The 25945-nt window shown below is 72.2% G+C and carries 22 protein-coding genes and 1 pseudogene; 5 read left to right on the top strand and 18 right to left on the bottom strand.

Translation table 11 applies throughout. The features are described 5' to 3' along the window. Positions 1 to 19: 19 nt before the first annotated feature. The 4 genes and pseudogenes from AB0J21_RS13895 to AB0J21_RS13880 all read right to left on the bottom strand — a co-directional run. Positions 20 to 1102 (bottom strand): annotated as a pseudogene (locus AB0J21_RS13895) (lantibiotic dehydratase); the annotation flags it as partial. 109 nt (positions 1103 to 1211) lie between these two features. Next, positions 1212 to 1406: an FxLD family lanthipeptide gene (locus AB0J21_RS13890; protein WP_363146115.1), complete on the bottom strand. Its 195-nt coding sequence runs from the start codon at positions 1404 to 1406 to the stop codon at positions 1212 to 1214. Between the two features lie 709 nt (positions 1407 to 2115). Next, the gene (locus AB0J21_RS13885) at positions 2116 to 2541 is read right to left on the bottom strand and encodes a hypothetical protein (RefSeq protein WP_363146114.1); all 426 of its coding nucleotides are present in this window, start codon (positions 2539 to 2541) and stop codon (positions 2116 to 2118) included. A 29-nt stretch (positions 2542 to 2570) separates the two neighbouring features. After that, positions 2571 to 2990: an ATP-binding protein gene (locus tag AB0J21_RS13880; protein WP_363146113.1), complete on the bottom strand. Its 420-nt coding sequence runs from the start codon at positions 2988 to 2990 to the stop codon at positions 2571 to 2573. A 297-nt stretch (positions 2991 to 3287) separates the two neighbouring features. Here AB0J21_RS13880 and AB0J21_RS13875 point away from each other — a divergent pair, with 297 nt between their 5' ends. Continuing rightward, positions 3288 to 4586, top strand: a complete 1299-nt coding sequence (locus AB0J21_RS13875) for a hypothetical protein (RefSeq protein ID WP_363146111.1) — start codon at positions 3288 to 3290, stop codon at positions 4584 to 4586. Here the strand turns inward: AB0J21_RS13875 and AB0J21_RS13870 are convergent. From AB0J21_RS13870 to glnA, 3 genes are all read right to left on the bottom strand, one after another. Continuing rightward, on the bottom strand, positions 4575 to 5618 hold the full coding sequence (locus AB0J21_RS13870) for an NAD-dependent epimerase/dehydratase family protein (protein ID WP_363146110.1): 1044 nt from the start codon (positions 5616 to 5618) through the stop codon (positions 4575 to 4577). The genes AB0J21_RS13875 and AB0J21_RS13870 overlap by 12 nt on opposite strands. 1490 nt (positions 5619 to 7108) lie before the next feature. Beyond that, entirely contained in the window at positions 7109 to 7282 is a 174-nt protein-coding gene (locus tag AB0J21_RS13865; RefSeq protein ID WP_363146109.1) for a hypothetical protein, read from the bottom strand. Between the two features lie 310 nt (positions 7283 to 7592). Further along, the gene (gene glnA / locus AB0J21_RS13860) at positions 7593 to 9002 is read right to left on the bottom strand and encodes a type I glutamate--ammonia ligase (protein WP_363146108.1); all 1410 of its coding nucleotides are present in this window, start codon (positions 9000 to 9002) and stop codon (positions 7593 to 7595) included. A gap of 237 nt (positions 9003 to 9239) precedes the next feature. Here glnA and AB0J21_RS13855 point away from each other — a divergent pair, with 237 nt between their 5' ends. Next, positions 9240 to 9707, top strand: coding sequence for an RDD family protein (locus tag AB0J21_RS13855; protein WP_363146107.1), 468 nt, complete (start codon positions 9240 to 9242; stop codon positions 9705 to 9707). Between the two features lie 189 nt (positions 9708 to 9896). Here the strand turns inward: AB0J21_RS13855 and AB0J21_RS13850 are convergent, their stop codons facing one another. From AB0J21_RS13850 to lipB, 4 genes are all read right to left on the bottom strand, one after another. Beyond that, on the bottom strand, positions 9897 to 10598 hold the full coding sequence (locus tag AB0J21_RS13850; protein ID WP_363146106.1) for a DUF4191 domain-containing protein: 702 nt from the start codon (positions 10596 to 10598) through the stop codon (positions 9897 to 9899). Positions 10599 to 10628: 30 nt separating this feature from the next. Further along, complete coding sequence (locus AB0J21_RS13845) at positions 10629 to 10844, bottom strand: hypothetical protein (protein ID WP_363146105.1); 216 nt, start codon at positions 10842 to 10844, stop codon at positions 10629 to 10631. Positions 10845 to 11152: 308 nt separating this feature from the next. Further along, a complete protein-coding gene (lipA, locus tag AB0J21_RS13840; RefSeq protein ID WP_363146104.1) occupies positions 11153 to 12121 on the bottom strand; it encodes a lipoyl synthase in 969 nt (322 codons plus the stop codon). A gap of 211 nt (positions 12122 to 12332) precedes the next feature. Then, positions 12333 to 13133, bottom strand: a complete 801-nt coding sequence (lipB, locus tag AB0J21_RS13835) for a lipoyl(octanoyl) transferase LipB (protein WP_363146103.1) — start codon at positions 13131 to 13133, stop codon at positions 12333 to 12335. A 225-nt stretch (positions 13134 to 13358) separates the two neighbouring features. Here lipB and AB0J21_RS13830 point away from each other — a divergent pair, with 225 nt between their 5' ends. Next, the gene (locus AB0J21_RS13830; RefSeq protein ID WP_363146102.1) at positions 13359 to 14942 is read left to right on the top strand and encodes a regulator; all 1584 of its coding nucleotides are present in this window, start codon (positions 13359 to 13361) and stop codon (positions 14940 to 14942) included. A gap of 85 nt (positions 14943 to 15027) precedes the next feature. Here AB0J21_RS13830 and AB0J21_RS13825 read toward each other — a convergent pair whose 3' ends face one another. Both AB0J21_RS13825 and AB0J21_RS13820 read right to left on the bottom strand, forming a co-directional pair. Further along, positions 15028 to 16392 (bottom strand): NAD(P)/FAD-dependent oxidoreductase, encoded by a 1365-nt coding sequence (locus tag AB0J21_RS13825; RefSeq protein ID WP_363146254.1) that lies wholly within the window; start codon positions 16390 to 16392, stop codon positions 15028 to 15030. A gap of 128 nt (positions 16393 to 16520) precedes the next feature. Then, positions 16521 to 17426 carry a TIGR01777 family oxidoreductase gene (locus tag AB0J21_RS13820; RefSeq protein ID WP_363146101.1) on the bottom strand — a complete coding sequence of 302 codons (906 nt, stop codon included), beginning with the start codon at positions 17424 to 17426 and terminating at the stop codon, positions 16521 to 16523. Positions 17427 to 17554: 128 nt separating this feature from the next. Here AB0J21_RS13820 and AB0J21_RS13815 point away from each other — a divergent pair, with 128 nt between their 5' ends. Together AB0J21_RS13815 and AB0J21_RS13810 are read left to right on the top strand one after the other, a co-directional pair. After that, on the top strand, positions 17555 to 18136 hold the full coding sequence (locus tag AB0J21_RS13815; protein WP_363146100.1) for a GNAT family N-acetyltransferase: 582 nt from the start codon (positions 17555 to 17557) through the stop codon (positions 18134 to 18136). Positions 18137 to 18372: 236 nt separating this feature from the next. After that, positions 18373 to 19506: a PP2C family protein-serine/threonine phosphatase gene (locus AB0J21_RS13810; protein WP_363146253.1), complete on the top strand. Its 1134-nt coding sequence runs from the start codon at positions 18373 to 18375 to the stop codon at positions 19504 to 19506. Between the two features lie 49 nt (positions 19507 to 19555). Here AB0J21_RS13810 and AB0J21_RS13805 read toward each other — a convergent pair whose 3' ends face one another. From AB0J21_RS13805 to AB0J21_RS13785, 5 genes are all read right to left on the bottom strand, one after another. Then, the gene (locus tag AB0J21_RS13805) at positions 19556 to 20083 is read right to left on the bottom strand and encodes a DUF4240 domain-containing protein (RefSeq protein ID WP_363146099.1); all 528 of its coding nucleotides are present in this window, start codon (positions 20081 to 20083) and stop codon (positions 19556 to 19558) included. A gap of 141 nt (positions 20084 to 20224) precedes the next feature. Continuing rightward, positions 20225 to 21193, bottom strand: a complete 969-nt coding sequence (locus AB0J21_RS13800; protein WP_363146098.1) for a WYL domain-containing protein — start codon at positions 21191 to 21193, stop codon at positions 20225 to 20227. 45 nt (positions 21194 to 21238) lie between these two features. After that, the gene (locus tag AB0J21_RS13795; protein ID WP_363146097.1) at positions 21239 to 22027 is read right to left on the bottom strand and encodes a VOC family protein; all 789 of its coding nucleotides are present in this window, start codon (positions 22025 to 22027) and stop codon (positions 21239 to 21241) included. Between the two features lie 193 nt (positions 22028 to 22220). Further along, complete coding sequence (gene aceE / locus AB0J21_RS13790) at positions 22221 to 24917, bottom strand: pyruvate dehydrogenase (acetyl-transferring), homodimeric type (RefSeq protein WP_363146096.1); 2697 nt, start codon at positions 24915 to 24917, stop codon at positions 22221 to 22223. A 311-nt stretch (positions 24918 to 25228) separates the two neighbouring features. Continuing rightward, complete coding sequence (locus AB0J21_RS13785) at positions 25229 to 25852, bottom strand: GntR family transcriptional regulator (protein WP_363146095.1); 624 nt, start codon at positions 25850 to 25852, stop codon at positions 25229 to 25231. Positions 25853 to 25945: the final 93 nt, after the last annotated feature.

The raw sequence follows: 25945 nt of genomic DNA, 5'->3' as shown, positions 1-25945 counted from the left end.
GCATGTGATGCGCCTTCCATGCCGCCGTCCCGAACGGCGCCGCACTCAGCCGGGCCAGTGCCAGAGCAGCGCACTCGGCCTCGCGCGCCACAGTCCTCGGCAGTACGAGACCGTCACCACTCAGTCGCAGATCCACCGCGAGCGGTTGCCCCTCGCCCGGCACCAGGGCGCTCATCTTCGCGGCGGCCCCCGCCCGAGCGGGGCGCGCTTGTCCCAGGGGTCGTGCACTGGCCCGGTGGAGATCGGTGCGCAGGGCGCGAAGGGCATCCACGAGGTCCGCGACGGCCTCCACGCGGTCCGCGCCGGCGGCCGTAAGGCGGGCGACGAGGTGCCCCAGCGCGTCGGTCTCCGTACTCGGTGCGCGCAGACAGGTGAGCAAGGCGCCCCGCTCGACCAGTTCGGCAAGAAGGGCATCCGCGTGCCCGGAACCCGCTTCGGGGAACTCCGCGAGGAGCTTCCCCTTGACGTCCTCCGCCCGGACAGGAGTCCGGGCGGCGTCGAGGACGACCGACACCGGCCCCGTGAGCGCCAAGGAGACGTCCACGGCCCCGGCCTGGCCCGTGCCCTGTGAGCGGTAAGGGACGATCAACCGGTCGGCGCGGACGATAGCGGTGCTGTTCGCCTGCACGGTGAGACGTGAGAGAACCTGGGGGAGGTGCTCAAGATGCGCGACCACATCCGCCAGCCACGCCGCCCCAGCCCTGACGACCGCCACCGGCTCATCGCCCCAATCGACTCGGACGCGGTCACCGAAGCGCGCGGTGCTCACCCCGGCGAACACGCCGAACGGGGTGGGCCGGTGCTCCAAGCGCAGAAGGTACCGAGCGACCGACAACGCCGCGCGCCGCACCTCGCGCGGGCGAGGAGCACCGGGTGCGCAGAGGGCGTGCACCCGGGCCACGAGGACAGGGCTCGCCAGCCGTAAGCCTTCCTCCAAGCAGGGCCCATCGAGGACGGTCCGTAGCCACACGAGCCGGTCCTTGTGGGCGTGGGGTGAGTCGTTCCTCAAGTCCGGCCAGGGCGGAACTGCCGGGGCAGGTCGGGTCACAGCGCGGACGAGGGCGGTGTCGCCGGAACGGAACGCGCGAACGGGGTGGGGCATCCCTGTCCTCCAAAACGTGGTGGTGCCGGATGGGAAGGCTGGTGCTGCTGCACGGCAACGCGCGCAGCAGCACCAGCCTTCAGAGGTTCAACCGGGAGGAAGACGCCGGTCAGACGACGCCGGTGGTGCAGGCGCCGCAGGTGCTCCCGCACCCGTCGTTGGTGAGGTTGACCAGGCTCGCCGAGTCGGTCACCTCCAGCAGGGTCACGTCCAGCTCGAAGCCCTCCGGGGCCATCGATCGCGCGTCCTGCGACTGCGCTTCGGCACCACTGAAGTTGGTGGCGCTGTTGGTCTTCAGAGACATTTGTTCCTCCATGGCGGATGCGTTGGATGGTGCAGACCTGCCTCGGCGAGCGCCGGGCCAGGGTCCTTGGCGGGCCTCTCCCCGACGCGCCGCGGTGAAATGTCGTATCGGCGGCTGGGTGAGTGCCTGTGCTGGGTTGGGTGGCCCCGGCTGTCATGGCGCCCCCACCCGCGACGTCGTCAAAGCGGCGGCCGGACGGGAGCCACAGCGCGTAAGAAGGGGCAGATCAATGACGGGGTTGACGGTCCAGGTCCAGCGGCCCGATTCCCCGACGACGGAGAAGCCGTACTGCGCGCCGGCCCCGACCGAGTTGACCGCCCGCCACATGCCCGGGCGGTTGCCCAACCAGGCCCACACGGCGTGGAATTCGGGGGTATCCAGGTCCCCGGGCACCGCGCGGGCGGCTTCACGAACCCAGGTGACGGCCGCCTCGGGTCTCGCCAGGACAGCGTCTTCCAGCGGCTGCACAGGAACGCGGGCGCCGGTCAAACTAGCGTGGCAACAGTACAGTTGACGGCCGCATGCCGCCTCATCGTGATTCTTCACCGTGTCTCCGAAGGGTTCGCCGAAGCGACGACTGCGAGGGGCTGGGGTCCTCCCCGGGGGCCGTGTGCGAGCACGACCTCGCGGGCGCGGGGCGCGCCGGGAGGGGACCGGAGGCTCAACACAACGAGGGGTCGCTCGCAGAGGGGGAGAAGCGGGGGACTTTTCACGTCTCGTCCTCCTCGACCGTGGCGAGCAACTCGATGAGGTCCAGGGCGACGGCCCCGAGCATCCGCAAGCGCCCCTGCACACGGGCCGCCCCGGTCCCGTCGTCTTCGGCCAGCAGCGTTTCGGCACGTTCGACGAGGAGGGGCGAAGGCGCGGTGAGCGGGCTGAGTTCGGACTTCTGACGTGCGATGCGCACGAGCCGGGTGAGAGCACGCCGCACCCGGGCCAGCAAGCGCAACTCCTCGCTCAGCGCGAGGGCTTCGGGGGCTCGGCGACGCGGCCCGCGCCGACGGGCTCCCGCCACTCCCATCGGAGGCTGGGCGCCTTCGAGACACAGGTTCAAGTCGTCGTAGAACGTCTCGTCGTCGAGGAACGACGCCACGAGGCCGTCGAGGACGCTCCTCACCGCGTCGGTGCTCGGCACCGTTCGAGTAGTCGGCGAAGGGATCGTCTTCACGCTGCCGCCTCCGCGCTGCGGAACTCCAGCCAGACGTCCTTGCCGGCCCCGTCCTTCCGAGGCGTCGCACCCCAGAGGTCGGCCGTCTCGCTGACCAGCCAGATTCCCCTGCCGCTCTCCGCAAACCAGTCCGGTTCCCGCACCTGCGGCATGACGCTGCTGCCGTCGCTGACGACAATGCGCACGCAGGACGGCGAGGACTCAACGCGCAGCGTGCACTTCGGGCAGTCGGCGTGCTGGACGACGTTGGCCAGGAGTTCGGCCACGCACAGGAGCGCGGAACTGCGTAAGCCCTGTCCGTACCCCCACCTGCGCAAGACGGCGTCGACGGTGCGCCGGGCTCCCGCAAACCGTGCCGGCTCCACGCTCAGTTCCTCTTCGTGGAGTCTCACGTCGTGCTGCGCCGCGATAGCCATACCCTCTCCAGCACCGTGATGTGGGGTTACCTCGTGGGTGGAGCCGCTGCGGCCGACCCCGGATATCGACCCGGCCGCAGCGGGGGGTCAACCTTCGCCCGGGCCGGTACGGATCGCCATGTCACGGTGGGTACTACATCGACGCCAAGGAGTGACATGGCATGTCATCGAGGTGTCATGGGGGTACTAGATCCACTTCCGACATCGCCCTCGGCTGTGCAAGTGGGCAATATGGAAGGGACAGTTCAACGAGGGGACTGATCTGCCATGCAGGCACGAACGCTTCTTCAGTTACTCGTGCAACAGCGCGGGTGGACGTACGCCCTCTTCCAACGGGCCTACGAGCAGGCCGCAGCCGACCTGGCCGCCACCGGAGACCGGGCACTACAAACGGCGACGGTCGAGGAACAGACCTTCCGCAGGTGGACCTCGGGCCGCGTACGCAGTCTGCCCAACCATCCCGCCCCGCTGATCTTGGAGTCCCTGCTCGGCTTCCCGGCCCGGCAGCTACTCGGGCCCCCGGACGCGACACCGGTGACGCCGTTCGGAGCGCCCGTGCCCGCGCTCAACGAAAGTGACATCCTCATGACCGCTCGCGACGCCGCTGCACACGCCGGGGAGGCCGCCTCCCTGAGCGTCCCCGACATGACCCTCGACCAGCTCAATGACGACATCGTCAGGCTCGCGCAGGAGTACAGCCGCACGGCCCCCCTCGACGTGTACCGCCGTGCGCAGGAACTGCTGCACGTCGCACAGTCGTTGCTGGAGCGGACCCAGGTTCCTCGGCAACGCACACGCGGATATCTCGCCGCAGGGCAGGCCGCCTCGCTCCTGTCCGCGATCACCTTCGACCTCGGGAGTCTCCCGTCCGCCGTCTCCCTGTCGCGCACGGCGGCCCTTTACGGGCAGGTGATCGAGCACGGCCCGCTCCAGGCGTACGCGCACGGCGCTCTCGCCTTCCTGGCCTTCTGGGACGGCCGGCCCGCCGAGGCGGTCCGCCTGATCAACACGGCGAAGCAGTTCGGCGGGCTCGGGGACACCGCGCGCATTCGCCTGGCCGTGATCGAGGGACGAGCGTACGGGCACCTCGGACAGCGCGAGCTTGCCGAACACGCGATCCAGCAGGCGATCGACACCTCGACCGGGACCCGCGACGAGCTGCACGACGACGTGGCGGGCGAATTCGGCTTCCCTGAAGCCCGTGTGGCGATGAGCAACGCCACCACACACCTGCTGCTGCGCGATTCGAACCGGGCGGAGGCGGAAGCCGAGCGCGCGCTCGCCCTCCTCAACGCCGAGACCGACGGACCCATCCTGGTCACGACTCAGGCCCGCGTCGACCTCGCCCGCGCACGGCTCATCCGCCGTGAACTCGACGGCGCCCACGAGGCGCTGAAGCCGGTCTTCAAGGTACCCGCGCAGTGGCGCGGCAAGGGGACGCTGGAACGGCTGTCCGCCATGCGCACCGAGCTGTGCCACCCCGACGTCGTGCACGCACAGCTCGCTGCTCACCTCGGCGAGGAGATCGAAGAGTTCACGTCGGCGGCAACATCACGGCTCCTCGGCTCCAGCGCCCCGCTTGTCCTAGGAAACTGAGCGCCGGGCGAGCGCCTGCAAGATCTCGTCCTCCGTCGCCGGGTCGATGCCGTGTTCGGCCCACCTGGGGTGCTCCACCGGCATCCCGCCGGACTCCAGCCACTCCCAGGTCGCCGCCACCGTGTCCGCGATCGGACGACTGCGGAGTCCGGCATCGTGGGCCTTCTTGGAATCAACCGCCCAAGCACCCTTGTTCGTTCGCCAGAGCGGAAGCTCCGTCCACTGCGCCACCTCGAACTCCAGCAGGAGATCATCGGGCGTCCACACGAGCTGGCCCTGAACGCCCGTGACGCGAAGGCACGCTTCGAGGAAGTCCTCCATCGTCGCGTGTCCGAGCGGGGCGGTCACGTTGAAGGCGTCTCCACGCGCGGCAGTGACCTGGTCCAGCGCGAATTCGGCAACGTCGCGGACGTCGACGGGCTGGATCGGCTGGACGCGGCTCCCGGGCGCGAGGATGGTGCCGCCCTTCTGCGCACGGCGCAACCACCACGGCAGACGGCCCACGTATTCCTGCGGTCCGAGGATCACGCCGGGCCGCAGGATCGACGTGCGTTCCTCGCCGAAGGCGGCCAGGGCGGCACGCTCGGCGCCCGCCTTCTGACGCCCGTAGTACCAGTCCGGACCGTCCCAATGCACTGTCAGCTGACCGTAATTGATGTCTGCATCCGGCGGGCCGTCGAGGAGTTCGGAGGACTCCGACAGCGGCTCGTTCGGCCAACCCCGGTAGGCGTTGACCGTCGAGACGTACACGTAGCGTCCTGCCACGGGCTCCAGCCGGGAGGCGCCGGCCAGCACGTCTCGCGGCGCGAGCGCGGACGCCGACGTGTCGATGACCGCGTCCCACTCACCACTGCGGGCAAGGCGCGACAGGTCCTCGGGGACCGTGCGGTCCCCGTGCTCCGCCCGCGCACCGAGCGGCGCAGGACCGGACTTCCCGCGCGTGAAGGTCGTGACCTCCCAGCCCCGTTCGAGCGCCGCCACCGCGACCGCCTTGCCCAAGAACCACGTGCCGCCGAGCAGGAGAATCCTCATGCGGCAGATCCTGCCCGCTGGCGTCGGCGAGCGCCACGCCCTTCCTCGCTTCCTCGATTCGATGCGAGTACGAACTGATCACCCCACGCCTTGTCCTGGAGCTGCCCTTCCCGGGAGGTCGGGTCCGACGCAGGGGCCGTCCTGCGAAGCCTCGCTCGTCGAGCTAAGCCGGCGTGCCTTCGGTGAGCTGATGGCGCCGCGCGGCCTGAACCGCACCCTCGCCCTTCACAGGCCCAGCGCATCCTCCGCCGCCGCCCCCGCGCCAGGGATCAAAACCCCCCAGTGAGCCTCCGCCCCGCCCACTTCCTCCACCGGCGCCTCAGCGACCAGAACCCGCAGGCCGACGCCGCGTGTCGCACCAGATCGGCCCGGAGATCTTTCCCTGATGGCCAGTCGAGTGTCCGAGCCGGTGGAGGAGCGGGGGACGGATGCTGCGCACGAGGCGGTGACTGCCGACGCGGAGGACAGCGACCGAAGTGACATGCCAGCCGCTCCACCCGGCGGCGGACAACCGCTCCTGCTGGGGCTGTCCGCCACGAACGAGTGACGGACGACCGGAGCCTCTGCCGGGACGGATACGGGCCTCTGCCTGACCAAGGAGGCCGGGACGGCGGACAGTTCTGCGGGGGCCGCCAATGGCGGAGGACCGTCCGCGATCCCCCCTACCCGAGGTCGTGGCGGACGCGATTCGGGAGCGCGACCTCACACTGCCCAATGACCGCTAGACCGACCGGTGTACGCCCTGGAGAACCAGCCCGGACAGTCCCGCAGCGGACACGCCGACCGGGATGGGGCCCGGTGACCGGCCAGGCTCCCAGCCTGGCCGGTCACCTTCTCCCGGGACGACCGCTGCTCCGGTCACTTCGACCGGGCCGGTCACTTGCCGATACCTCTCCTCCGTCCGGTGACCACAGGCGGAGGACACAGGGAGGAGGCCGGACAGCCACGCTGTCCGCTGACCCAGGAAAGTGAAGAACAAGGCGCACCACCCGAGCGACGGTCGTCGAGGCCGACGCTTGGCACACCGTCCTCCGTCACGCCGGTCACGTCCATGCAGCCGGAGCGCACGCGGACGCCACCTGAGCCGTCCGCGAACGACCAGACAGCCCCGCCTGGACCCTGTACCACCCGGTGCTCGCCATGGACTGGATCGCCGCCGTGCTGCACGTCAGCGCCGCCGACGGTCAACGCCGTACGAAACCTCCCTCGGAGGCGGCGCCGCCAGCGGACGGGACACGGCCACCGGCCGAGCAAGCTATACCGTACGACCGTCCTACGGCCGGACGAACGGAGCCCCCGTCCGGGAGGGCGGGGGCGGCCCGTCGGGTTCCCGGGCGAGGGCGCCCGAGAACCCGACGGACAGGGACCGGCACGAGGCGGCACCGGTCTCGGAAACGGACAGGCCCTCGGCGCCGCTGCAAGCCGACCGTCGCCTCAACGAGGTGCTCACGCACGAGAACGTCGAAGTCTTGGTGGGTGATCCCCCCCCCTCAATTGAGATAGAGGACCTGCTCCTGCGACAAGACGCCGGCGTCGATCCCGTCCTCGTGTTCCACTACGACCGGCGAGCCGTTCTCGTTCAGGCCGAGTGAATCAATTCGGCCACCGTGCCACCCGGTCGCGTACTCCGTCGCGAGGTAGCACACCCCGGGTGTCGGCACCATGTCGCCTCCAGCGCGATGGTGTAGGGCAAACAGACGTTGGTCGAGCGCATCTGAAATCACCCGTTGCTGCGAGTCAGCTCGAACAGGCCGGCGCTGAGGTGAGGAGCCACGAACTAAGTGGGGCCGCCACCCCCTTCCGGGGTGGCGGCCCCACTGTTGCTGACGAGCGGTCAGCTATGTCCGGGCGGGGTGCACGCACGGTGCACGACGGGGTGAAAAGCGAGCGGAAACAACGAGACCTGACGAGTAGTCTCTTAGCAGGTCAACCCCTGTGCCCGACGTATTTGCCCAGGTACCCCCGGCGTGCGGCTTAGAGGTCGAAGTACAGCTCGAACTCGTGCGGGTGCGGGCGGAGCTGGATCGGGGCGATTTCGGCGGTGCGCTTGTAGTCGATCCAGGTCTCGATCAGGTCGGAGGTGAAGACGCCGCCGGCCTGCAGGTACTCGTTGTCGTCCTCCAGGGCGTTGAGGACGGCCGGGAGGGAGGTCGGGACCTGGGCGACGCCCGCGTGCTCCTCGGGGGCCAGCTCGTAGAGGTCCTTGTCGATCGGCTCGGCCGGCTCGATCTTGTTCTTGACGCCGTCCAGGCCCGCGAGGAGGAGGGCCGAGAAGGCCAGGTACGGGTTGGAGGACGGGTCGGGGGCGCGGAACTCCACGCGCTTGGCCTTCGGGTTCGAGCCGGTGATCGGGATACGCATCGCGGCGGAACGGTTGCGCTGCGAGTAGACCAGGTTGACCGGGGCCTCGAAGCCGGGGACCAGGCGGTGGTAGGAGTTCACCGTCGGGTTGGTGAAGGCCAGCAGCGAGGGGGCGTGCTTGAGGATGCCGCCGATGTAGTAGCGGGCCATGTCCGAGAGGCCCGCGTAGCCCTGCTCGTCGTAGAAGAGCGGCGTGCCGCCCGTCCACAGCGACTGGTGGACGTGCATGCCCGAGCCGTTGTCGCCGAAGATCGGCTTCGGCATGAAGGTGGCCGTCTTGTTGTTGCGCCAGGCGACGTTCTTCACGATGTACTTGAAGAGCATCAGGTCGTCGGCCGCGGCGAGCAGCGTGTTGAACTTGTAGTTGATCTCGGCCTGGCCGGCGGTGCCCACCTCGTGGTGCTGGCGCTCGACCTCCAGGCCGGCGCTCTCCAGCTCCAGGGAGATCTCGGCGCGCAGGTCGGCGAAGTGGTCGACCGGCGGGGCCGGGAAGTAGCCGCCCTTGTAGCGGACCTTGTAGCCGCGGTTGTTCACCTCGGAGCCCGTGTTCCAGGCACCGGCCTCGGAGTCGATCTCGTACACCGAGCGGTTCGCCGTGGTCTCGAAGCGGACGCTGTCGAACACGTAGAACTCGGCCTCGGGGCCGAAGTACGCGGTGTCGGCGATGCCGGTGGAGGCGAGGTACGCCTCGGCCTTCTTGGCCACGTTGCGCGGGTCACGGCTGTACTGCTCGCCGGTGATCGGGTCGTGGATGAAGAAGTTGATGTTCAGCGTCTTGTCACGGCGGAAAGGGTCGACCCGGGCGGTCGACAGGTCCGCGCGCAGCGCCATGTCCGACTCGTGGATGGCCTGGAAGCCGCGGATCGACGAACCGTCGAAGGCCAGCTCCTCCGCCGGGTCGAACGCCTTGGCCGGCACCGTGAAGTGCTGCATCACACCCGGCAGGTCGCAGAACCGGACATCGACGAACTTGACGTCCTCGTCGGCGATGTACTTCTGTGCGTCGTCGGCGTTCTGGAACATCCAACTCCTCCTCCTCCCACCCGGGGAGGGGCGGGGGTTTTCAGCTCTTTTGCGTGAGCCAGTGCGGTGGCACACGGTGGAGCCGACCATAGGGACGGGGGATTTCTCAAGCGTGACCCATTTGTTTCGCTGAAGTTAACCGCCCCGGTCGTGACCGACCTCATGCAGGTGCCCTCCCCTCCACAGTGCGCCGACCTCCGCGCCGGGGCCACAGCGGCGCGCAGTACCGTGGTGGACGTGGACAACAGGGAAGCAATCGGATCGTGGCTCTCGGGGCCGCGTGCGGCGGCCGAACAGATGGGCGTCGACTTCGGCTACCGCGGACAGCGGCTCGGCCTGCCCGAGGAGGGGCCCGGCTCCATCGCCCCGCTCGGCCGGCGGTTCGGCGCCCTGATCGTCGACTGGGCGCTGTGCATGCTCATCGCATACGGCCTGATCTCGCGCGGTGACCAGCAGGCGACCGGCAACTGGGCCCTGCTCGTCTTCCTCGTCCTGAGTCTGCTGACCGTCTCCACGGTCGGCTGCACTCCGGGGAAGGCGCTCTTCCGGCTCCGGGTCGTGTCCCTGGACGGCGGGCGGCTCGGTGTCCTGCGCAGCGTGCTGCGCGGTGTCCTGCTGTGCGTCGCGGTGCCCGCGCTCATCTGGGACCGCGACTCGCGCGGACTGCACGACCGCCTCGCCCGCGCCGTGCAGGTCCGGGTCTGACCACTCCGGCCACGGCCCAACGACCGTCGGGCGAAGATCCCGGGTGGGGGCGCCCGCCACCCGTACGGACGCGATACGCCGAGGGGCGGGACCGGTTCTCCGGTCCCGCCCCTCGGCGTATCCCTGCGGTCCTGCGAGTGGCTCGGCGGACAGCGCGGCCCGGTCGGCGGGCGGCGGTGGGGCCGGCTCTCAGCGCGTCTTGGGCCCGCCGCGCGGCATCCGCATCCCCTTGGGCATCGGGCCCTTCGGGAGCGGCATGTTCTTCATCAGGTCGCCCATGGCGCGCAGCCGGTCGTTGGTCTGCGTCACCTGCGGGCCGGTGAGCACGCGCGGGTACTTGAGCAGCGTCGTGCGCACCTTCTTGAGTGGCACCTGGCCCTCCCCGTTGCCGACGATCACGTCGTGCACGGGGACGTCGGCGACCACGCGGGCCATCCGCCGCTTCTCGGAGGCCAGCAGGCTCTTCACCCGGTTCGGGTTGCCCTCGGCGACCAGCACGATGCCGGCCTTGCCGACCGCGCGGTGCACGACGTCCTGACTGCGGTTCATCGCGACCGCCGTCGTCGTCGTCCAGCCGCGCTTCATCTGGTCGAGCACCGCGGCCGCCGCACCCGGCTGGCCCTCCATCTGGGAGAACGCCGCGTGCTCCGCGCGCCGCCCGAAGACGATCGCCATCGCGAGCAACGCGAGGAGCAGACCGAGGACGCCCAGGTAGACCGGGTGACCGATCAGGAAACCGATGCCGAGAACGACACCCAAGGTGACGATTCCGACAGCCCCGATCACGAGACCGATCTTCGGATCGGCCCTTCGGGTCATCTTGTATGTGAGAGCGATCTGTTTCAGTCGCCCCTGATTCGCAGAGCTCTCTGCGTTGTCCTTCCGCGCCATGACAGGAAGTTTACGTGTCCTGTCCGCGGCCTACGACGTGCGGGCGGCCACGGCTCGCAGGACCTGCTCGGTCTCGGCCCGGTCGCGGGCCCGGCGGCGGTCCTCCAGTACGGAGTCCCAGGCGTTGCGGCGCGCGGTGCGCCGGCTGCCCGCCATCAGGACGGCCTCGACGGCGCGCAGCGCGCCGGAGACGGACGGAGCGGGCGGCAGGGTGCGGACGGTGACGCGGGCGGGCGCTTCCTGCATGGCGGTTCCCCTCGGAATCTCATCGAGCAAGGTCTCACGGAGCGAAGGCGGCAACGGGGACGCGGTACCGGTACGCGACGGCGGTGAGCGCGGCGTGAGGACAGCGTCACAGCTCGGTGTTACCAGTGCGTGACCGAGGGGTCAAACACCCATGAAGAGCGGGGGCCGGGGCCGCCCGGCGGGCCCGGACGAAGACGAGGCCCCGGGGTGCGTCCTCAGCTGGGAGGACACACCCCGGGGCCTGGCCGCAGCGCACTACCGGACGGTAATCGCTTGTGCGGGAGTTCACACGCCGCAGGGTCCGGCGCTCAGACGGTCGGCAGCACCGTGGCCATCTCGCCGCGCCGCTCCATCGCCTGGGTGAAGAGGCGGCCGGCCCGGTACGAGGAGCGGACCAGCGGGCCCGACATGACACCGGAGTAACCGATCTCCTCGGCCTCCTCCTTCAGCTCCACGAACTCCTGCGGCTTGACCCAGCGCTCCACGGGGTGGTGGCGGGGGGAGGGGCGCAGGTACTGCGTGATGGTGATCAGCTCGCAGCCGGCCTCGTGCAGGTCGCTCAGCGCCTCGCTGACCTCCTCGCGGGTCTCGCCCATGCCGAGGATGAGGTTCGACTTGGCGATCAGCCCGGCCTTGCGGGCCTCGGTGATGACCTTGAGCGAGCGCTCGTAGCGGAAGCCGGGGCGGATGCGCTTGAAGATGCGCGGCACCGTCTCCACGTTGTGCGCGAGCACCTCGGGGCGGGAGGAGAAGACCTCGGCGAGCTGGTCCGGCTCCGCGTTGAAGTCGGGGATCAGCAGCTCGACCTTGGTGCGGCCGAGCGGGCGCGCGTCGGTCATCGCGTGGATCTGGCGGACCGTCTCGGCGTACAGCCAGGCGCCGCCGTCCTCCAGGTCGTCGCGCGCGACGCCGGTGATGGTGGCGTAGTTGAGGTCCATCGTGACGACCGACTCGCCGACCCGGCGGGGCTCGTCACGGTCGAGGGCCTGCGGCTTGCCGGTGTCGATCTGGCAGAAGTCGCAGCGCCGGGTGCACTGGTCGCCACCGATGAGGAAGGTCGCCTCGCGGTCCTCCCAGCACTCGTAGATGTTGGGGCAGCCGGCCTCCTGGCACACCGTGTGCAGGCCCTCGCTCTTGACGAGTTTCTGCAGCTCGTTGTACTCGGGGCCCATTTTGGCCCGGGTCTTGATCCACTCCGGCTTGCGCTCGATGGGGGTCTGGCTGTTCCGGACCTCCAGGCGGAGCATCTTCCGCCCGTCGGGTGCGACTGCGGACACGTCCGGTGCCCCTTTCTGCTGCGGTGCGGGGAGTCCCCGTGAAGTCCTGATCCCGCGGGTGCGGTGCAGGACTCTCCGGACACCCACTGGGCCTCGCGGCTTTCGATTCTTCGGTTCGTACCAGCGTACGCCCGTGAAGTGACGCCTCTCATGGGTGGCCAACCGGCGCACTCGCAGGCGCATTCCCCCGGACGGCCCAGTGGCGCGGGGCTCAGGCGGCGGTCGTCGTACGCGGCGCGGCCCCCGCGCCGGTCAGCACGTCCGTCAGATGCCGCTCGATCACCGGCAGGACGTCCAGCACGGTGAGGTCCGAGCCCAGCTCCTGGGCGAGCGAGGCGACGCCCGCGTCCTTGATGCCGCACGGCACGATGCGGTCGAAGCCCGTCGTGTCCGGGTGCACGTTCAGCGCGAAGCCGTGCATCGTGACGCCGCGCGCGACCCGCACCCCGATCGCCGCGAGCTTGCGGTCCTCGTGGCGCTGGCCCGCGTTGGAGGGCGCGTACTCGGGGCCCGCGAGCCGCGCGTCGAACAGCGGGTCGGTGCGGTCCAGGTCCAGGGTCAGCCCGCCGAAGGAGGGGCGCCGCTCCAGCGGATCGCCCAGCACCCACACGCCGCTGCGTCCCTCGACCCGGGTGGTCTGAAGGCCGAACTCGGCGCACGTGCGGATCAGGGCCTCCTCCAGGTTGCGGACGTGGGAGATCACGTCGACCGGGCTGGGCAGCCGCAGGATCGGGTAACCCACGAGCTGGCCCGGGCCGTGCCAGGTGATCTTGCCGCCCCGGTCCACGTCGATGACCGGGGTGCCGTCCAGCGGGCGCTCGCTCTCCTCGGTCCTGCGGCCCGCCGTGTACGTCGGCGGGTGCTCCAGGAGCAGGCAGGTGTCGGGGATCTCGTCCGCGATCCGGGCCGCGTGCACCCGCCGCTGCTCCTCCCAGGCCTGGAGGTAGTCGGTGTACTCGACCTCGGCGGCGTCCGGGTCCAGGCCCAGACGGACGAATCGCAGCTCACTCACGGTGCGTGCCCCTCCTGCTGTGTCCGGGCGCCCGGACCGCGCCCGGGGCTGTACGCCCACCCGGCCACTGTACGGCGGGGACCCGGCCGTCAGTTCGCCGGGCAATCCTCACACGATCGGATGAACGAGGGGCGAAGGGCGTGATGCGCTCGCCGGGGCCCGTTACATTCGCGCCGTTCCAGGAGGGCTGCTCCCGGGCCCGGAAGGCAGGAGACCGCACAGCTGATGACGGAACGACTCCCTCAGCGCACCCCCAATCGACAGCTCGCCGCGCTCATCGCGGAGGCGGGGTTCTCCAACGCCGGTCTGGCCCGTCGGGTCGACCAGTTGGGCCTTGAGCACGGTCTCGATCTCAGATACGACAAGACCTCGGTGACGCGCTGGCTGCGCGGTCAGCAGCCACGCGGCACCACCCCCGCCCTGATCGCCGAGGTGTTCACGCGCCGCCTCGGCCGCAGGCTCAGCGCGCAGGACCTCGGCCTCGACGCGTGCGCCCCGGTCTACGCCGGGCTGGAGTTCGCCGCGAGCCCCGAGGAGGCCGTCGACATCGTCGGCGGCCTGTGGCGCAAGGACTCCGGAAGCCACGCCGAGCTGCGCAAGATCGCGTTCACCCCGGCCGGGCTCGTGGTGCCCAGCCGGGACTGGCTCATCGGCCGGCCCGACGACCGGGTCGGCCGCCTCGCCGAAGAGCGGCGGGACCGGCCGGAGCCGACACCGGTGGGCACCGCCCTCCACGGTGGGGCGGGCGCGGCGCCCACGCCTCCGGGGGCGCATCCCGGCCGGGTGCCCGCCCAGGCCCGCCCGGGTGCCCTGCGCGGGCAGCCGGCGGCCCCCGGCGGCCACGCCGTCCCCGCCCTGCCCACGGGCCCCGGCTGGGGCCGCCAGGGCACCGAGCGGGGCCCCGGGCAGAAGGTCACGGCCGGGGACATCGCCGCGCTGCGCTCGGTGGGCGACCTCTTCCGCACCCTCGACCACGCCTACGGCGGCGGCCACGCGCGCCAGGCCCTCGTGCGCTATCTGGAGCACGAGGCCGAACCCATGCTGCGCGGGGTCTACGGCGAGCAGACCGGGCGCAAGCTCTTCGCGGCCGCCGCCGACCTCACCCGGCTCGCCGGCTGGACCTCGTACGACATCGCCGCGCACGGTCTCGCCCAGCGGTACTTCGTGCAGGCGCTGCGCCTGTCGCAGGCCGCCGACGACCGGGCGTACGGCAGCTATGTCCTGGTCACGATGAGCAGGCAGGCCGTCTACCTCGGCCACGGACGGGAGGCGGTGCAGCTCGCCCGGGTGGCCCAGCAGGGCGTGGGGTCCACCGCGCCCCCGGTCGTCCAGGCCCTGCTGCACGCGGCCGAGGCGCGCGGTCACGGGGTGCTCGGCGAGGTCCGGGCGTGCACCGCCTCACTCGTGCGCGCCGAGCGGGCGCTGGAGTCCTCGCGGCCCGGCGACGAGATCCCGTACTGGGCCCGCTTCTTCGACGAGGCACAGCTCGCCGACGAGTTCGGCCACTGCTACCGCGACCTCCAGCAGTACCGTTCGGCCGCCCAGCACGCCGAGCGCTCCCTGCAGTTGCGGGACGCGGGCTTCGCACGCAGCCGGCTGTTCTGCCGGGTCGTGCTGGCCACCGCCCGGCTCGGCCTCGGCGATCTCGACACGGCCTGCGCGCTCGGGGCCGAGGCGGCGCAGGCGGCGGGGGAGATGCGCTCGGTGCGGGCCCTGGAGTACGTACGGGACTTCGAGCGGCGACTGGAGCCGCACCGGGACGCGGCGCCGGTGCGCGGCTACCGGGACCGGGTCGCGGCCTACCAGTAGCCCGGGGGCGTACACGAGGAGCCGCGGGGGCGGCCGGAGGGCGGGGCGAACCCTCCGTACGGCCCCGCGCCCCCTCGCGCCCGTCTCAGGCCACCTGCGGCAGCCCGTGCGGCAGGTGGGAGGGGCTCATCCCGAAGTCCCGCAGGACGGCGTGGGCGGCCCGCCTGGCGGAGCGCAGCGCGCCCTGCGCCGAACCGGTGTCGCGGTGGTCCCCGCACACGTACAGGCCCGACAGGACGCGCACCGGCCGGCGCGGGTCGTGCGGGGGTGTCATGGCCGGTACGGCCTCCGGGTCGTGGTGCACGGCGAGCAGTTCCCAGTCCTCGGTCGGTACGCCGTACAGCGCGGACAGCTGGGCGCGTACGGGGCGGTCGATCCCGGCGGGGGAGCGCCCCGGCACCGTCGAGGTGACGAGGGTCCGGCCCGCCGGGGCCCGCGTCGGGTCGACGGCGCTGAGCACCGCCGTGTGCGAGACGGGCCCCGAGCGGTCGCCGTCCAGCACCAGTGAGCTGCCGACGGGCGGCGGCTGCGGGACGCTGTGGTGCAGCACCGTCACCGGGTGGAAGTCCGGCACCCGCAGGCCCGGCAGGAGTTCGGCGGCGGCCCGCGCCCCGGTGGCCACGAGCAGCGCGCGGCAGCCGATCTCGCCGTGCTCCTTCGTGGACACCACGGAGGTCGAGGCGGCCGTCACGTGCACCCCGGTGCGGACCGTGCCGGGCGGCAGGGCCGCGGCGAGCCGTTCGGGCAGCGTGCCGCAGCCGCCTTCCGGCAGGCACAGCCGGCCCCGCGCGAAGTCGCGCAGCGCGAGATCGGCGACGCGGGAGGAGCTGCCCAGCTCCCGGTCCAGGAGCAGCGCGGTCAGCAGGGGGTGCAGGAAGCTGTCCGAGGAGCGCGCGGGCAGTCCCCAGGCGGCCGCCGCTCCGGCGGCCGTGGTCTCCGCGCGCCGGGCGAGCCGTCCGTCGTCCGTCGTGGCGAGACGGGCCAGCGCGGCGCTCAGCCGGGCCTGGTCCAGCGGACGGGGGGCGCTCGCGAGGGCGCGTGCCGTGGTGAGTGCGCCCCTTGCGCCCCGGCCCTCGGCGAAGCGGCGCCTTCTGCCCCCGCTGTGCACCAGCACGCCCGGTGCGAAGGCGCGCAGCACGAGCCCGTCCAGGCCCGGCGTGCGGCGCAGTTCGGGGTGCGCGGTACTGAGCAGCTGACCGATCCGGTCGAGCCGGAAGCCGTCGACCTCGTCGGTGGCCATCCGGCCGCCGACCCGGCTGTCGGCCTCCAGCACGCTGACCGTCGCCCCCGCGCCGGTCAGATGGTGTGCGGCGGCGAGACCGGCGATCCCGGCCCCGACGATGACCACGTCCGCCTGCTGTGCTGTGCGGTGCTGTGCCGTCCTGAGCACGGCCCCTCCCTGGTGTCGGGCGGTTGCTGCCGGGCGCGTGCCCGCGAGGAGGCGGGGGATGCCCGGATTCGGGGCCGAGCGTAGGAGGCACGCGGTGCCGGGGCGTAGCCGCAGGAGGGGGCGCGGGGTGGCACGAGGGGGTCTCGGCCCCCGGGCCGGGGACCGGGCGATGGACAGGGCGGGGGCCGCTACCCCGCCAGCGCCGCCGCGATCGCCTCGTCGACGTGTGGGAAGGCGAAGCGGAAACCGGACTCCAGGAGCCGGGTGGGCAGCACGCGCTGACTGCTGAGCACGTCCGAGGAGAACTCGCCCAGCGCCAGCTTCAGCGCGGCCGCCGGCACCGGGAAGGGCGTCGGCCGGTGCAGGACGCGGCCCATCGCGGCCGTCACCTCGCGGTTGGTCACCGGGGTCGGCGCCGTCAGGTTCACCGGGCCCGTGAGGGTGTCCGTGTCGAGGACGTGCCGCAGCGCCGCGACCTCGTCGTGCAGCGCGATGAAGCTCCAGAACTGGCGCCCGTCGCCCATCCGGCCGCCGAGCCCCGCGCGGAACAGCGGGAACAGCCGCCCCCAGGCCCCGCCCTCGCGCGCCACCACCAGCCCGGTACGGGCGAAGGCGGTGCGCACCCCGGCCTCCTCGGCCGCCGAGGCCGCCGCCTCCCACTCCACGCACACGTCGGGCAGGAAACCGTCCCCGGGACCGGCCTCCTCCTCCACGGCCCGCTCGCCCGTGTCGCCGTAGTACCCGATCGCGCTGCCGCACAGGAACACCTCGGGCGGCTCGTCCAGGGAGACCACCGCGTCGGCCAGGGCGGCGGTGCCCAGCACCCGGCTGTCGCGGATCTCCCGCTTGTACTCCTGCGTCCAGCGGTGGTCGCCGACCCCGGCGCCCGCGAGGTTGACGACGGCCCGGCAGCCCACCAGGGCCGCCGTGTCGACGTACTGCTCCTTGGGGTCCCAGCGCGCCTCGTCCGGCGCCTTCGGCTCGTGCCGCACCAGACGCACCACTTCGTGCCCGTCGGCCCGCAGGGAACGGGTCAGCGCCCGCCCGATGAGCCCCGAGGCACCCGACACCGCGATCTTCGACTGCTGTTCCATGCGCGTATCGTGCCCCGCGCGCCGCCGTCCGGACGGCAGGCGGCCGGGCCTGTCGAGTACGCGTACCGACGGCCCCGCGGCGACGGCGGACCTGTCGAGTACGCGCGCCGCCGCCCTACAGTGAGTCCATGCCTGCCGAACAGACGACCGATCAGCTCGCTCCGGGCGCGGACCGGACCACGCCGGCCCTGCGCGCGGTGCGGACCCCGCCCGGGGTGACCCTGCGGCTGGGGCGCGAGGCGGACGGCGGAGCGCTCGCCCGGCTCGACGCCGACACCTGGTCCACCGTGCACGCCGTCATGCCGCGCCCCGAAGAGCCCCTCGCCCCGTTCTTCGACGGCCGCCGGGCCCGGCCCGAGCAGCACCTGATCGCCGAACTCGACGGGGAACTCGCCGGCTACCTGCGGCTGCTGCCGCCCACCCCGCTGCCCGCCAACGCCCACGTCCAGGCGATCCTGGGCCTGGCCGTCGCCGACCGGGCGCGCGGCCGGGGCCTGGGGCGCGCGCTGCTGCGGGCCGCCGTCGCACGCGCCCGGGAGCTGGGCGCGCGGCGCGTCACCCTGCGGGTGCTCGGACACAACGCGCCCGCCCGGCGGCTGTACGAGTCGGAGGGCTTCGTCGTGGAAGGCGTACTGCCCGGGGAGATGTACCTGGACGGCCGATACGCCGACGACGTCCTCATGGGCAGGACGCTGACCACGGCCGAGTGATTCGGCATGCGCCCGGCGGCCACCCGTAGAAAGGTGGACACGCCCCGGGCGTCACCTGCGCGCGGACACGAACGGACAGCGGCCCGGAAGGAGCGGTACCGATGCGCGGATCGGGAAGCTCCCGCCACTCCACGGGCGGCGGCCAGGAGCACGAGAGCGCCGGGGAACGCACACGGCGGCTCGGGGCCGCCGCGCGCGCCGCCCTGCGCCGCAGGGACAGCCGCAGCGCGGGCTGGCTGCGCGGCGCGCCGCCGCCCGTCTGGGTGCGCCGGCTCCCGCTGCTCCTGCTCCTCGCGCTCACGATCTTCCAGATCGTCGTGCGCCGCCACGTCGAACTCGGCTTCCTGATCGGCGCGATCCCGCCGCTCGCCGCCCTGTCCTACGGGGCCTTCGGCACGGCCGTCTTCGGCGGCGTCGTCCTGGTCCTGCTGTGGGTCCCGGCGATCCGGCTCGGGCACGCGGGCCGCTCCGACCTGCTGACCGTCGTCTTCGTCGCGCTGCTGAGCGTTCTCATCGCCTGGGTGCGCAGCCGCAGGGACGCCCAGCTCGTCACGGTGCGCACCGTCGCCGAGGCCGCCCAGTTCGCCGTCCTGCCACCGCTGCCGCCCCGGGTGGGCCCGGTGCGCTGCGCGGGCCTGTACCGCGCCGCCCAGCACGGCACCCTCGTCGGCGGCGACCTGTTCGACGTACGGGACGGGCCCTACGGCGTACGCGCCCTCGTCGGCGACGTGCAGGGCCACGGGCTCGCCGCCGTCGGCACGGTCGCCGCCCTGCTCGGCGCGTTCCGCGAGGCCGTGCTCGACCAGCCGGAGCTGTCCGGGGTGGCCGCCCAGCTCGACCGCAGGCTCACCGTGGACACCGAGGCGGCGACCCGCGAGGCGCTCGTCGAGTACGGCGGCAGCGGCGAGGTGTACTCCGAACTCTTCGCGACCGCCGTGCTGCTGGAGTTCCCGGAGGGCTCCGGGCAGGTGCGCATCGTCTCCTGCGGCCACCCGCCGCCCCTGCTGCTGGGCCAGGCCGGACGCACCGCGCGCGAGCTGGCCGCGCCGCCCGGACCGCCGCTCGGCCTGGGCGTCGGCCCCGCCCAGTACAAGCCGCTCACGGTGGCGATGGAGCCCGGCGACCAACTGCTCGCCATGACCGACGGCGTCACCGAGACCCGGGACCGCGCCGGCACCTTCTACCCGCTGCTGGAACGCGCCGTCGCCCTGCGCGACGACGACCCGGGCGCCTTCACCGACGCGCTGTGGCAGGACCTCGTCGCCTACGCCCACGGGGACATCACCGACGACGTGGCGCTCCTGGTCTTCGCACCCGACCCGGAGGACCGGCGCGGCACCTCGGCCCGGAGGGAGGGCGGGGGCCGCTGAGAGCCCGCCCGGCGGCGGTGGGCCCCGGGGAAGCCCCGCCCGGCGGCGCTCAGCCGCCGAAGCGCTCCCAGAGGGCCGGGTAGCGGCCCGCCAGCTCCCGTTCGTCACCCAGCGGGAACGGCGTCCCCTCGGGTTCGGGCGCCGGGGAGGGCAGGCCGAGGTCGGGCAGCGGGGCGCCGGTCAGCTGCTCGTACGCCTCCTCCGCCGCGTCCGCCAGCTCACCGGCGTCCCCGTCGACCTCCTCGTCGAAGTCGGGCAGCAGGTCGGCGAGCGAGTCGGGATCCTGCAGACCACCTTCGAACACCTCGCGGCCCTGGGCGATCAGCCAGCACCGGAAGTAGTCGAAGCTCTCCTCGTCGGCGCCCTCGGGCGCGGCCAGCATCACGCCCGCGGCACCCCACAACTCCCAGTCCCAGGCCCGGCGGTGCCGGACCTCGAAATGGCGTGCGAAGTCCAGTACGGAGTCCGGGTCCAGCTGGAGCAGCCGGTCCACGACCAGCTCGGCCTGCTCCTCGGGGTCGCCGTCCGCGGCCTCCCGGGAACTGTCGATGATCTCCCAGAACTGCGTCTCGTCCATCACGAGGACAGGATCGTCCTTCGCGGGCCCCGACGCACCCCGAGCACGCCGGAAGCGGCCGTGTCGTTATCCGTCCGCGTCGTCCGCCGCCTCCGGCCGGACCCTCCACCGGAGCAACGGCCCGGGCCCCGCCGCCTCCGGTCAGCCGTAACGCGCGGCCAGTTCCCGCGCCGTGCGGGCGAACCGTTCGCGCAGGCCGGGCGGCGCGAGGACCTCCGCCTGCGCGCCCAGGCCCAGCAACTGCGAGCAGGCCACGTCCCACGACTCCACCGGCAAGGTCACCGTGCGCCGGCCCGAGGCGTCCGGCTCCCCGGCCCGCGCCAGCGCCTCCCGCACGACGGCCGCGTCCATGACGTGCGGCAGCAGACCGGCTCCCTCCTCCGACACCCGCACCGTGACCTCCGTGCGCAGCAGGGTGCGCGCGAAGGCCGCCGCGTGCTGCGCCCAGAAGGCCGGGAGCGCGAAGTCCTCGTCCCGCACGAAGCCGTCCGTCCCCGGCTCGGCGGCCGTGAGGCGGTCCAGCCGGTACACCCGGAACTCCTCGCCGGCCCGCGCGCACACGTACCAGACGCCCGCCTTGAGCACGAGACCGTACGGCTCCAGCGTGCGCGCCACCTCCGTGCCGTCCCGCCGCCGGTAGCGCACCGCCAGCCGCCGGTCCTCCCACACCGCCTCCGCGACCGCCGGGAGCAGCCCGGGGGTGCCCGGCTCGTGGAACCAGGCCGGGGCGTCCAGGTGGAAGCGCTGCGCCGCCGTGCGCGGGGCGTCGCTCAGGGACGGCATCAGGGCCGCGGAGACCTTCAGCCGGGCCGCCGAGGCGGTGTCCGCGAGGCCCATGTCCCGCAGCGCGCCCGGCACCCCGGACAGGAACAGCGCCTCCGCCTCGCCGCGCGCCAGCCCGGTCAGCCGCGTGCGGTAGCCGCCCAGCAGCCGGTAGCCGCCCGAGCGGCCCCGGTCCGCGTACACCGGGACCCCGGCCTCCGACAGCGCCTGCGCGTCCCGCACCACCGTGCGCTCCGACACCTCCAGCTCCCGGGCCAGCTCCGCACCGGTCATCGCCGGCCGGGACTGGAGGAGCAGCACCATCTTGATCAGCCGGGCAGCGCGCATACGGCCATGATGCCCGGCCGGCCGAGGGCCGCGGGCCCGCCCGGCTCAGCTCAGTTCGCCCAGGCCGCTCAGCGGGTTGAGGGCCAGCGCCGCGAACACCGCGCCCTGCGGATCGGACAGCACCGTGAACCGGCCCTGCTCGATCGTGGTCGGCGGCACCAGCACCGTCCCGCCGTTCTTCGCGCAGCGCGCCGCCGTCGCGTCGCAGTCGGCGACCGCGACGTACACCATCCAGTGCGGGGGGATGTCCGGCGGGAACGAGGCGTTCATCTTCAGCAGGCCGCCGAAGGGCTCGCCCGCCACCGTCCACATCCGGTACCCGCCCGGGGCGGCCGGGCTGGTCGTGGCCCAGCCGAGGATCGCCGCGTAGAAGTCGGCGGGCACGCTCAGATCCCGCGTCGCCAGCTCGAACCAGCAGAAGCCGCCCATCGCGTTGACCACGCCGAAACCGGGATGCTCGCGCCGCTGCCACAGGCCGAACACCGCGCCGACCGGGTCCGCGCACACCGCGAACCTGCCCTGCTCCAGGACGTCCATCGGCCCCGCCGTCACCGTGCCGCCGTTGGCCTCCACGCGGGCGATCACCGCGTCCACGCCCTCGGTCTGGAAGTACGGCATCCACGCGGCCGGACGGCCCGGGGCCGCGCTGGCCGCCAGGCCCCCCGCGGTGCGCCCGTCCTCCAGGACGAAGACCCCGTACCCGCTCGCGCCCGGATCGGGCATCTGCCGCACCTGCCAGCCGAGCACGGCGCCGTAGAACCGCTGCGCGGCCTGCGTGCCGGGGGTGGTGAGATCAGCCCAGCAGGGCGCGGACGGCACGTTCGCGATCTTCATGAGCGGCTCCCGTACGGGGTCGGGGCGCGGGCGGTCGGGTACCGCCCCGTGGACCCCATTCACGCACGAGCCGCCATACCGGGCAAAGCGAACGAAGGGGGCGCCGCCCGCGCCCGGTGCGCGAACGCCCGAGGGGGCACGGCCGAAGCCGTGCCCCCTCGGGGAGAGCGCCGCGTCCGGGGACGCGGCTGTGTCACAGGCCGTAACGCTCGCGGGCCTGGGCCACGGCGCCCGGCTTGACCTCGCCGCGCTTGGCGAGCTGGGCCAGGGTCGCGACGACGATCGACTCGGCGTCCACCCCGAAGTAGCGGCGGGCCGCGTCGCGGGTGTCGGAGAGGCCGAAGCCGTCCGCGCCGAGGGAGGTCCAGTCCTGCTCGACCCACTGGGCGATCTGGTCGGGCACCTGGCGCATGTAGTCGCTCACCGCGACGACCGGGCCCGGGGCGCCGGACAGCGCGCGGGTCACGTACGGGACGCGCTCCTCGCCGCGCAGCAGCGCCTCGTCCGCCTCCATGGCGTCCCGGCGCAGCTCCGTCCACGAGGTCGCGGACCACACGTCGGCGCCCACGCCCCACTCCTCGGCCAGCATCCGCTGGGCCTTGAGCGCCCAGTGGATCGCCGTACCGGAACCGAGCAGCTGCGCGCGGGGGGCCTCCTCGGAGACCGTGATCCCGGCGCTCTGCGCGGTGTTGAAGCGGTACAGGCCCTTGATGATGCCCTCGTCCACACCCTCCGGCTTGGCCGGCTGCGGCATCGGCTCGTTGTAGACCGTCAGGTAGTAGAAGACGTTCTGGTCCTCGCCGGGGGCCGCCTCGCCGTACATGCGGCGCAGGCCCTCCTTGACGACCGCGGCGATCTCGTACGCGAAGGCCGGGTCGTAGGACAGCGCCGCCGGGTTGGTCGCCGCGATGGCCGGGGAGTGGCCGTCGGCGTGCTGGAGGCCCTCACCCGTCAGCGTCGTACGGCCGGCCGTCGCGCCCACGAGGAAGCCGCGGCCGAGCTGGTCGGCGAGCTGCCACATCTGGTCGCCCGTGCGCTGCCAGCCGAACATCGAGTAGAAGATGTAGAACGGGATCATCTGCTCGCCGTGCGTCGCGTACGCGGTCGACGCGGCGATGAAGTCCGCCATCGAACCGGCCTCGGTGATCCCCTCGTTGAGGATCTGGCCGTTCTTGGCTTCCTTGTAGTACATGAGCTGGTCGCGGTCGACCGGCTCGTAGGTCTGGCCCTTCGGCGAGTAGATGCCGAGCGAGGGGAACAGGGACTCCATGCCGAAGGTGCGGGCCTCGTCCGGGACGATGGGGACCCACCGCTTGCCGGTCTCCTTGTCGCGGATGAGGTCCTTCACGAGGCGCACGAAGGCCATCGTGGTCGCCACCGGCTGCTTGCCCGAGCCCTTGTCGAAGGAGGCGAACGCCTTGTCGGCGGGGGCCGGGAGCGGGGCCAGCGGCTGCGTGCGGCGGGCCGGGGCCGGGCCGCCGAGCGCCGCGCGACGCTCCTGGAGGTAGCGGACCTCGGCGGAGTCGGCGCCCGGGTGGCCGTAGGGCACCTGGCCGTCGACGAAGGCGGAGTCCGGGATCGGCAGGCCCAGCAGGTCCCGCATGTCCTTGAACTCGTCCACCGTGAGCTTCTTCATCTGGTGGTTGGCGTTCTTGGACTCGAAGCCCGCGCCGAGCGTGTGGCCCTTGACCGTCTGCGCCAGGATGACCGTCGGCCCGCCCTTGTGGGCGAGGGCAGCGCGGTAGGCGGCGTAGACCTTGCGGGCCTCGTGGCCGCCGCGGGAGGTCTTGAAACACTCCAGTATCTTGGCGTCGCTCAGCAGCTTCGCGAGCTCGACGAGGGCCGGCTCGGCGCCGAAGAAGTGCTCGCGGATGTAGGCGACGTCGCGCGTCTGGTACGTCTGGAACTGCGCGTCGGGTACCTCGCGCAGGCGGCGTACGAGGGCGCCGGTGGTGTCGAGCTGGAACAGCTCGTCCCAGGCCGAGCCCCACAGGCTCTTGACGACGTTCCAGCCGGCGCCGCGGAACTCGGCCTCCAGCTCCTGCACGATCTTGAAGTTCGCGCGGACCGGGCCGTCGAGGCGCTGCAGGTTGCAGTTGATGACGAAGGTGACGTTGTCCAGGCCCTCGCGGGCGGCCAGCGTGAGGGCCGCCGTCGACTCGGGCTCGTCCATCTCGCCGTCGCCGAGGAAGGCCCAGACGTGGGACTGCGAGAGGTCCTTGATGCCGCGGCTGGTCAGGTAGCGGTTGAAGCGCGCCTGGTAGATCGCCGACAGCGGGCCGAGGCCCATGGACACCGTGGGGAACTCCCACAGCCAGGGCAGCCGGCGCGGGTGCGGATACGAGGGAAGACCCTTGCCGCCCGCCTCCTGCCGGAAGTTGTCGAGGTGCTCCTCGGTGAGCCGGCCGTCGAGGAAGGCGCGGGCGTAGATACCGGGGGAGGCGTGGCCCTGGATGTAGAGCTGGTCGCCCGAGCCGTCCCCCTCCTTGCCCGCGAAGAAGTGGTTGAAGCCGGTCTCGTAGAGCCACGCGGCGGAGGCGAAGGTCGCGATGTGGCCGCCGACGCCGGCTTTGGAGCCCCGGGTGACCATCGCGGCCGCGTTCCAGCGGTTCCACGCGGTGATCCGTGCCTCCATCTCCTCGTCACCGTCGAGCGCGGGCTCGGCGGCGGTGGGGATGGAGTTGACGTAGTCGGTCTCCAGGAGCTTCGGCAGCGCCAGGCCGGCTCCCTCAGCGCGCTCCAGCGTGCGGCGCATCAGGTACGCGGCACGGTGCGGCCCGGCCGCCTCGGTAACGGCGTCCAGAGACGCCTGCCATTCGGCGGTCTCCTCGGGGTCGCGGTCCGGCAGCTGGTCGAGCTCGCTCGGCTGGGTGCGGGTGGGGTCGGTCATGACGCCGCCTTCCTTGTCGAAGGGGGGTGTTTTAAGCCCTGTAGTAGGCAGGACAGGGCGGTGGACTCGGTGAAGTCCGTCGTCGACTGTAAGCCGGTGATCGATGATCGATCAAAGGGTTGAGGGGAAAAACTTCTCGATCGGCAAAAAATGGCATCCAGTGCCGTGGGGGTGGGCACGGAGTGTCGATTGACCTGCGGTCTTTGCTCGTCCTCAAACGCCGGCCGGGCTGGGAAACGTGGGCCCTGCCGTGAGGGGAATGCTTCACCGCACTCGGTGGGCTCAGGGTCGGGGGCCCGGCCGGGTTGTGGTCAGGCCCTCGGGGCGCAGCCCAGGACGTGGGACTTGACCAGGGGGCCGATGCCGGGGTCGTGGGCGCGGAAGGCCGCCACCAGGGCCTCGTGCTCCTCGGCGTAGGACTGCTGGCGGGTGCCGAGCCAGCGGATGGAGAGGGCGGTGAAGACCTCGATGCCCAGGCCCTCCCACGTGTGCAGCAGGACCGAGTTCCCGGCCGCGCGCACCAGTTCGCGGTGGAAGGCCACCGTGTGCCGCACCTGGCCCGTACCGTCCGAGGCGCGGTCGGCCTCGTAGAGCGCCGCGACGTGCGGCTCCAGTGCCGAGCAGTCCACCGCGAGGCGCGTGGCGGCCAGTTCGGCCGCGATCTGCTCCAGTCCGGCCCGCACCGGATAGGACTCCTCCAGGTCGGCGGCGGTGATGTTGCGCACCCGCACGCCCTTGTTCGGCGCCGACTCGATCAGCCGCAGGCTCTCCAGTTCGCGCAGCGCCTCCCTGACCGGTGTCTGGGAGACCTCCAGCTCGACGGCGATCCTGCGCTCCACGATCCGCTCGCCGGGCTTCCACCGGCCGCTGACGATGCCCTCCACGATGTGCTCGCGGATCTGGTCACGCAGCGAGTGGATGACAGGCGCGGTCATGACAGGCTCCTACGGGCTCCTTGACAGGCTTTCGATACGAACCATACGGCGGCGCCCCCGTCCGGAAGGGTCCGGACGGGGGCGCCGCCGTAT

The organism is Streptomyces sp. NPDC049954 (assembly GCF_040656295.1).
Lineage (GTDB): Bacteria > Actinomycetota > Actinomycetes > Streptomycetales > Streptomycetaceae > Streptomyces.
The sequence above is the reverse complement of the archived record's forward strand: the minus strand, read 5'-3'. Positions and strand labels throughout refer to the sequence as shown.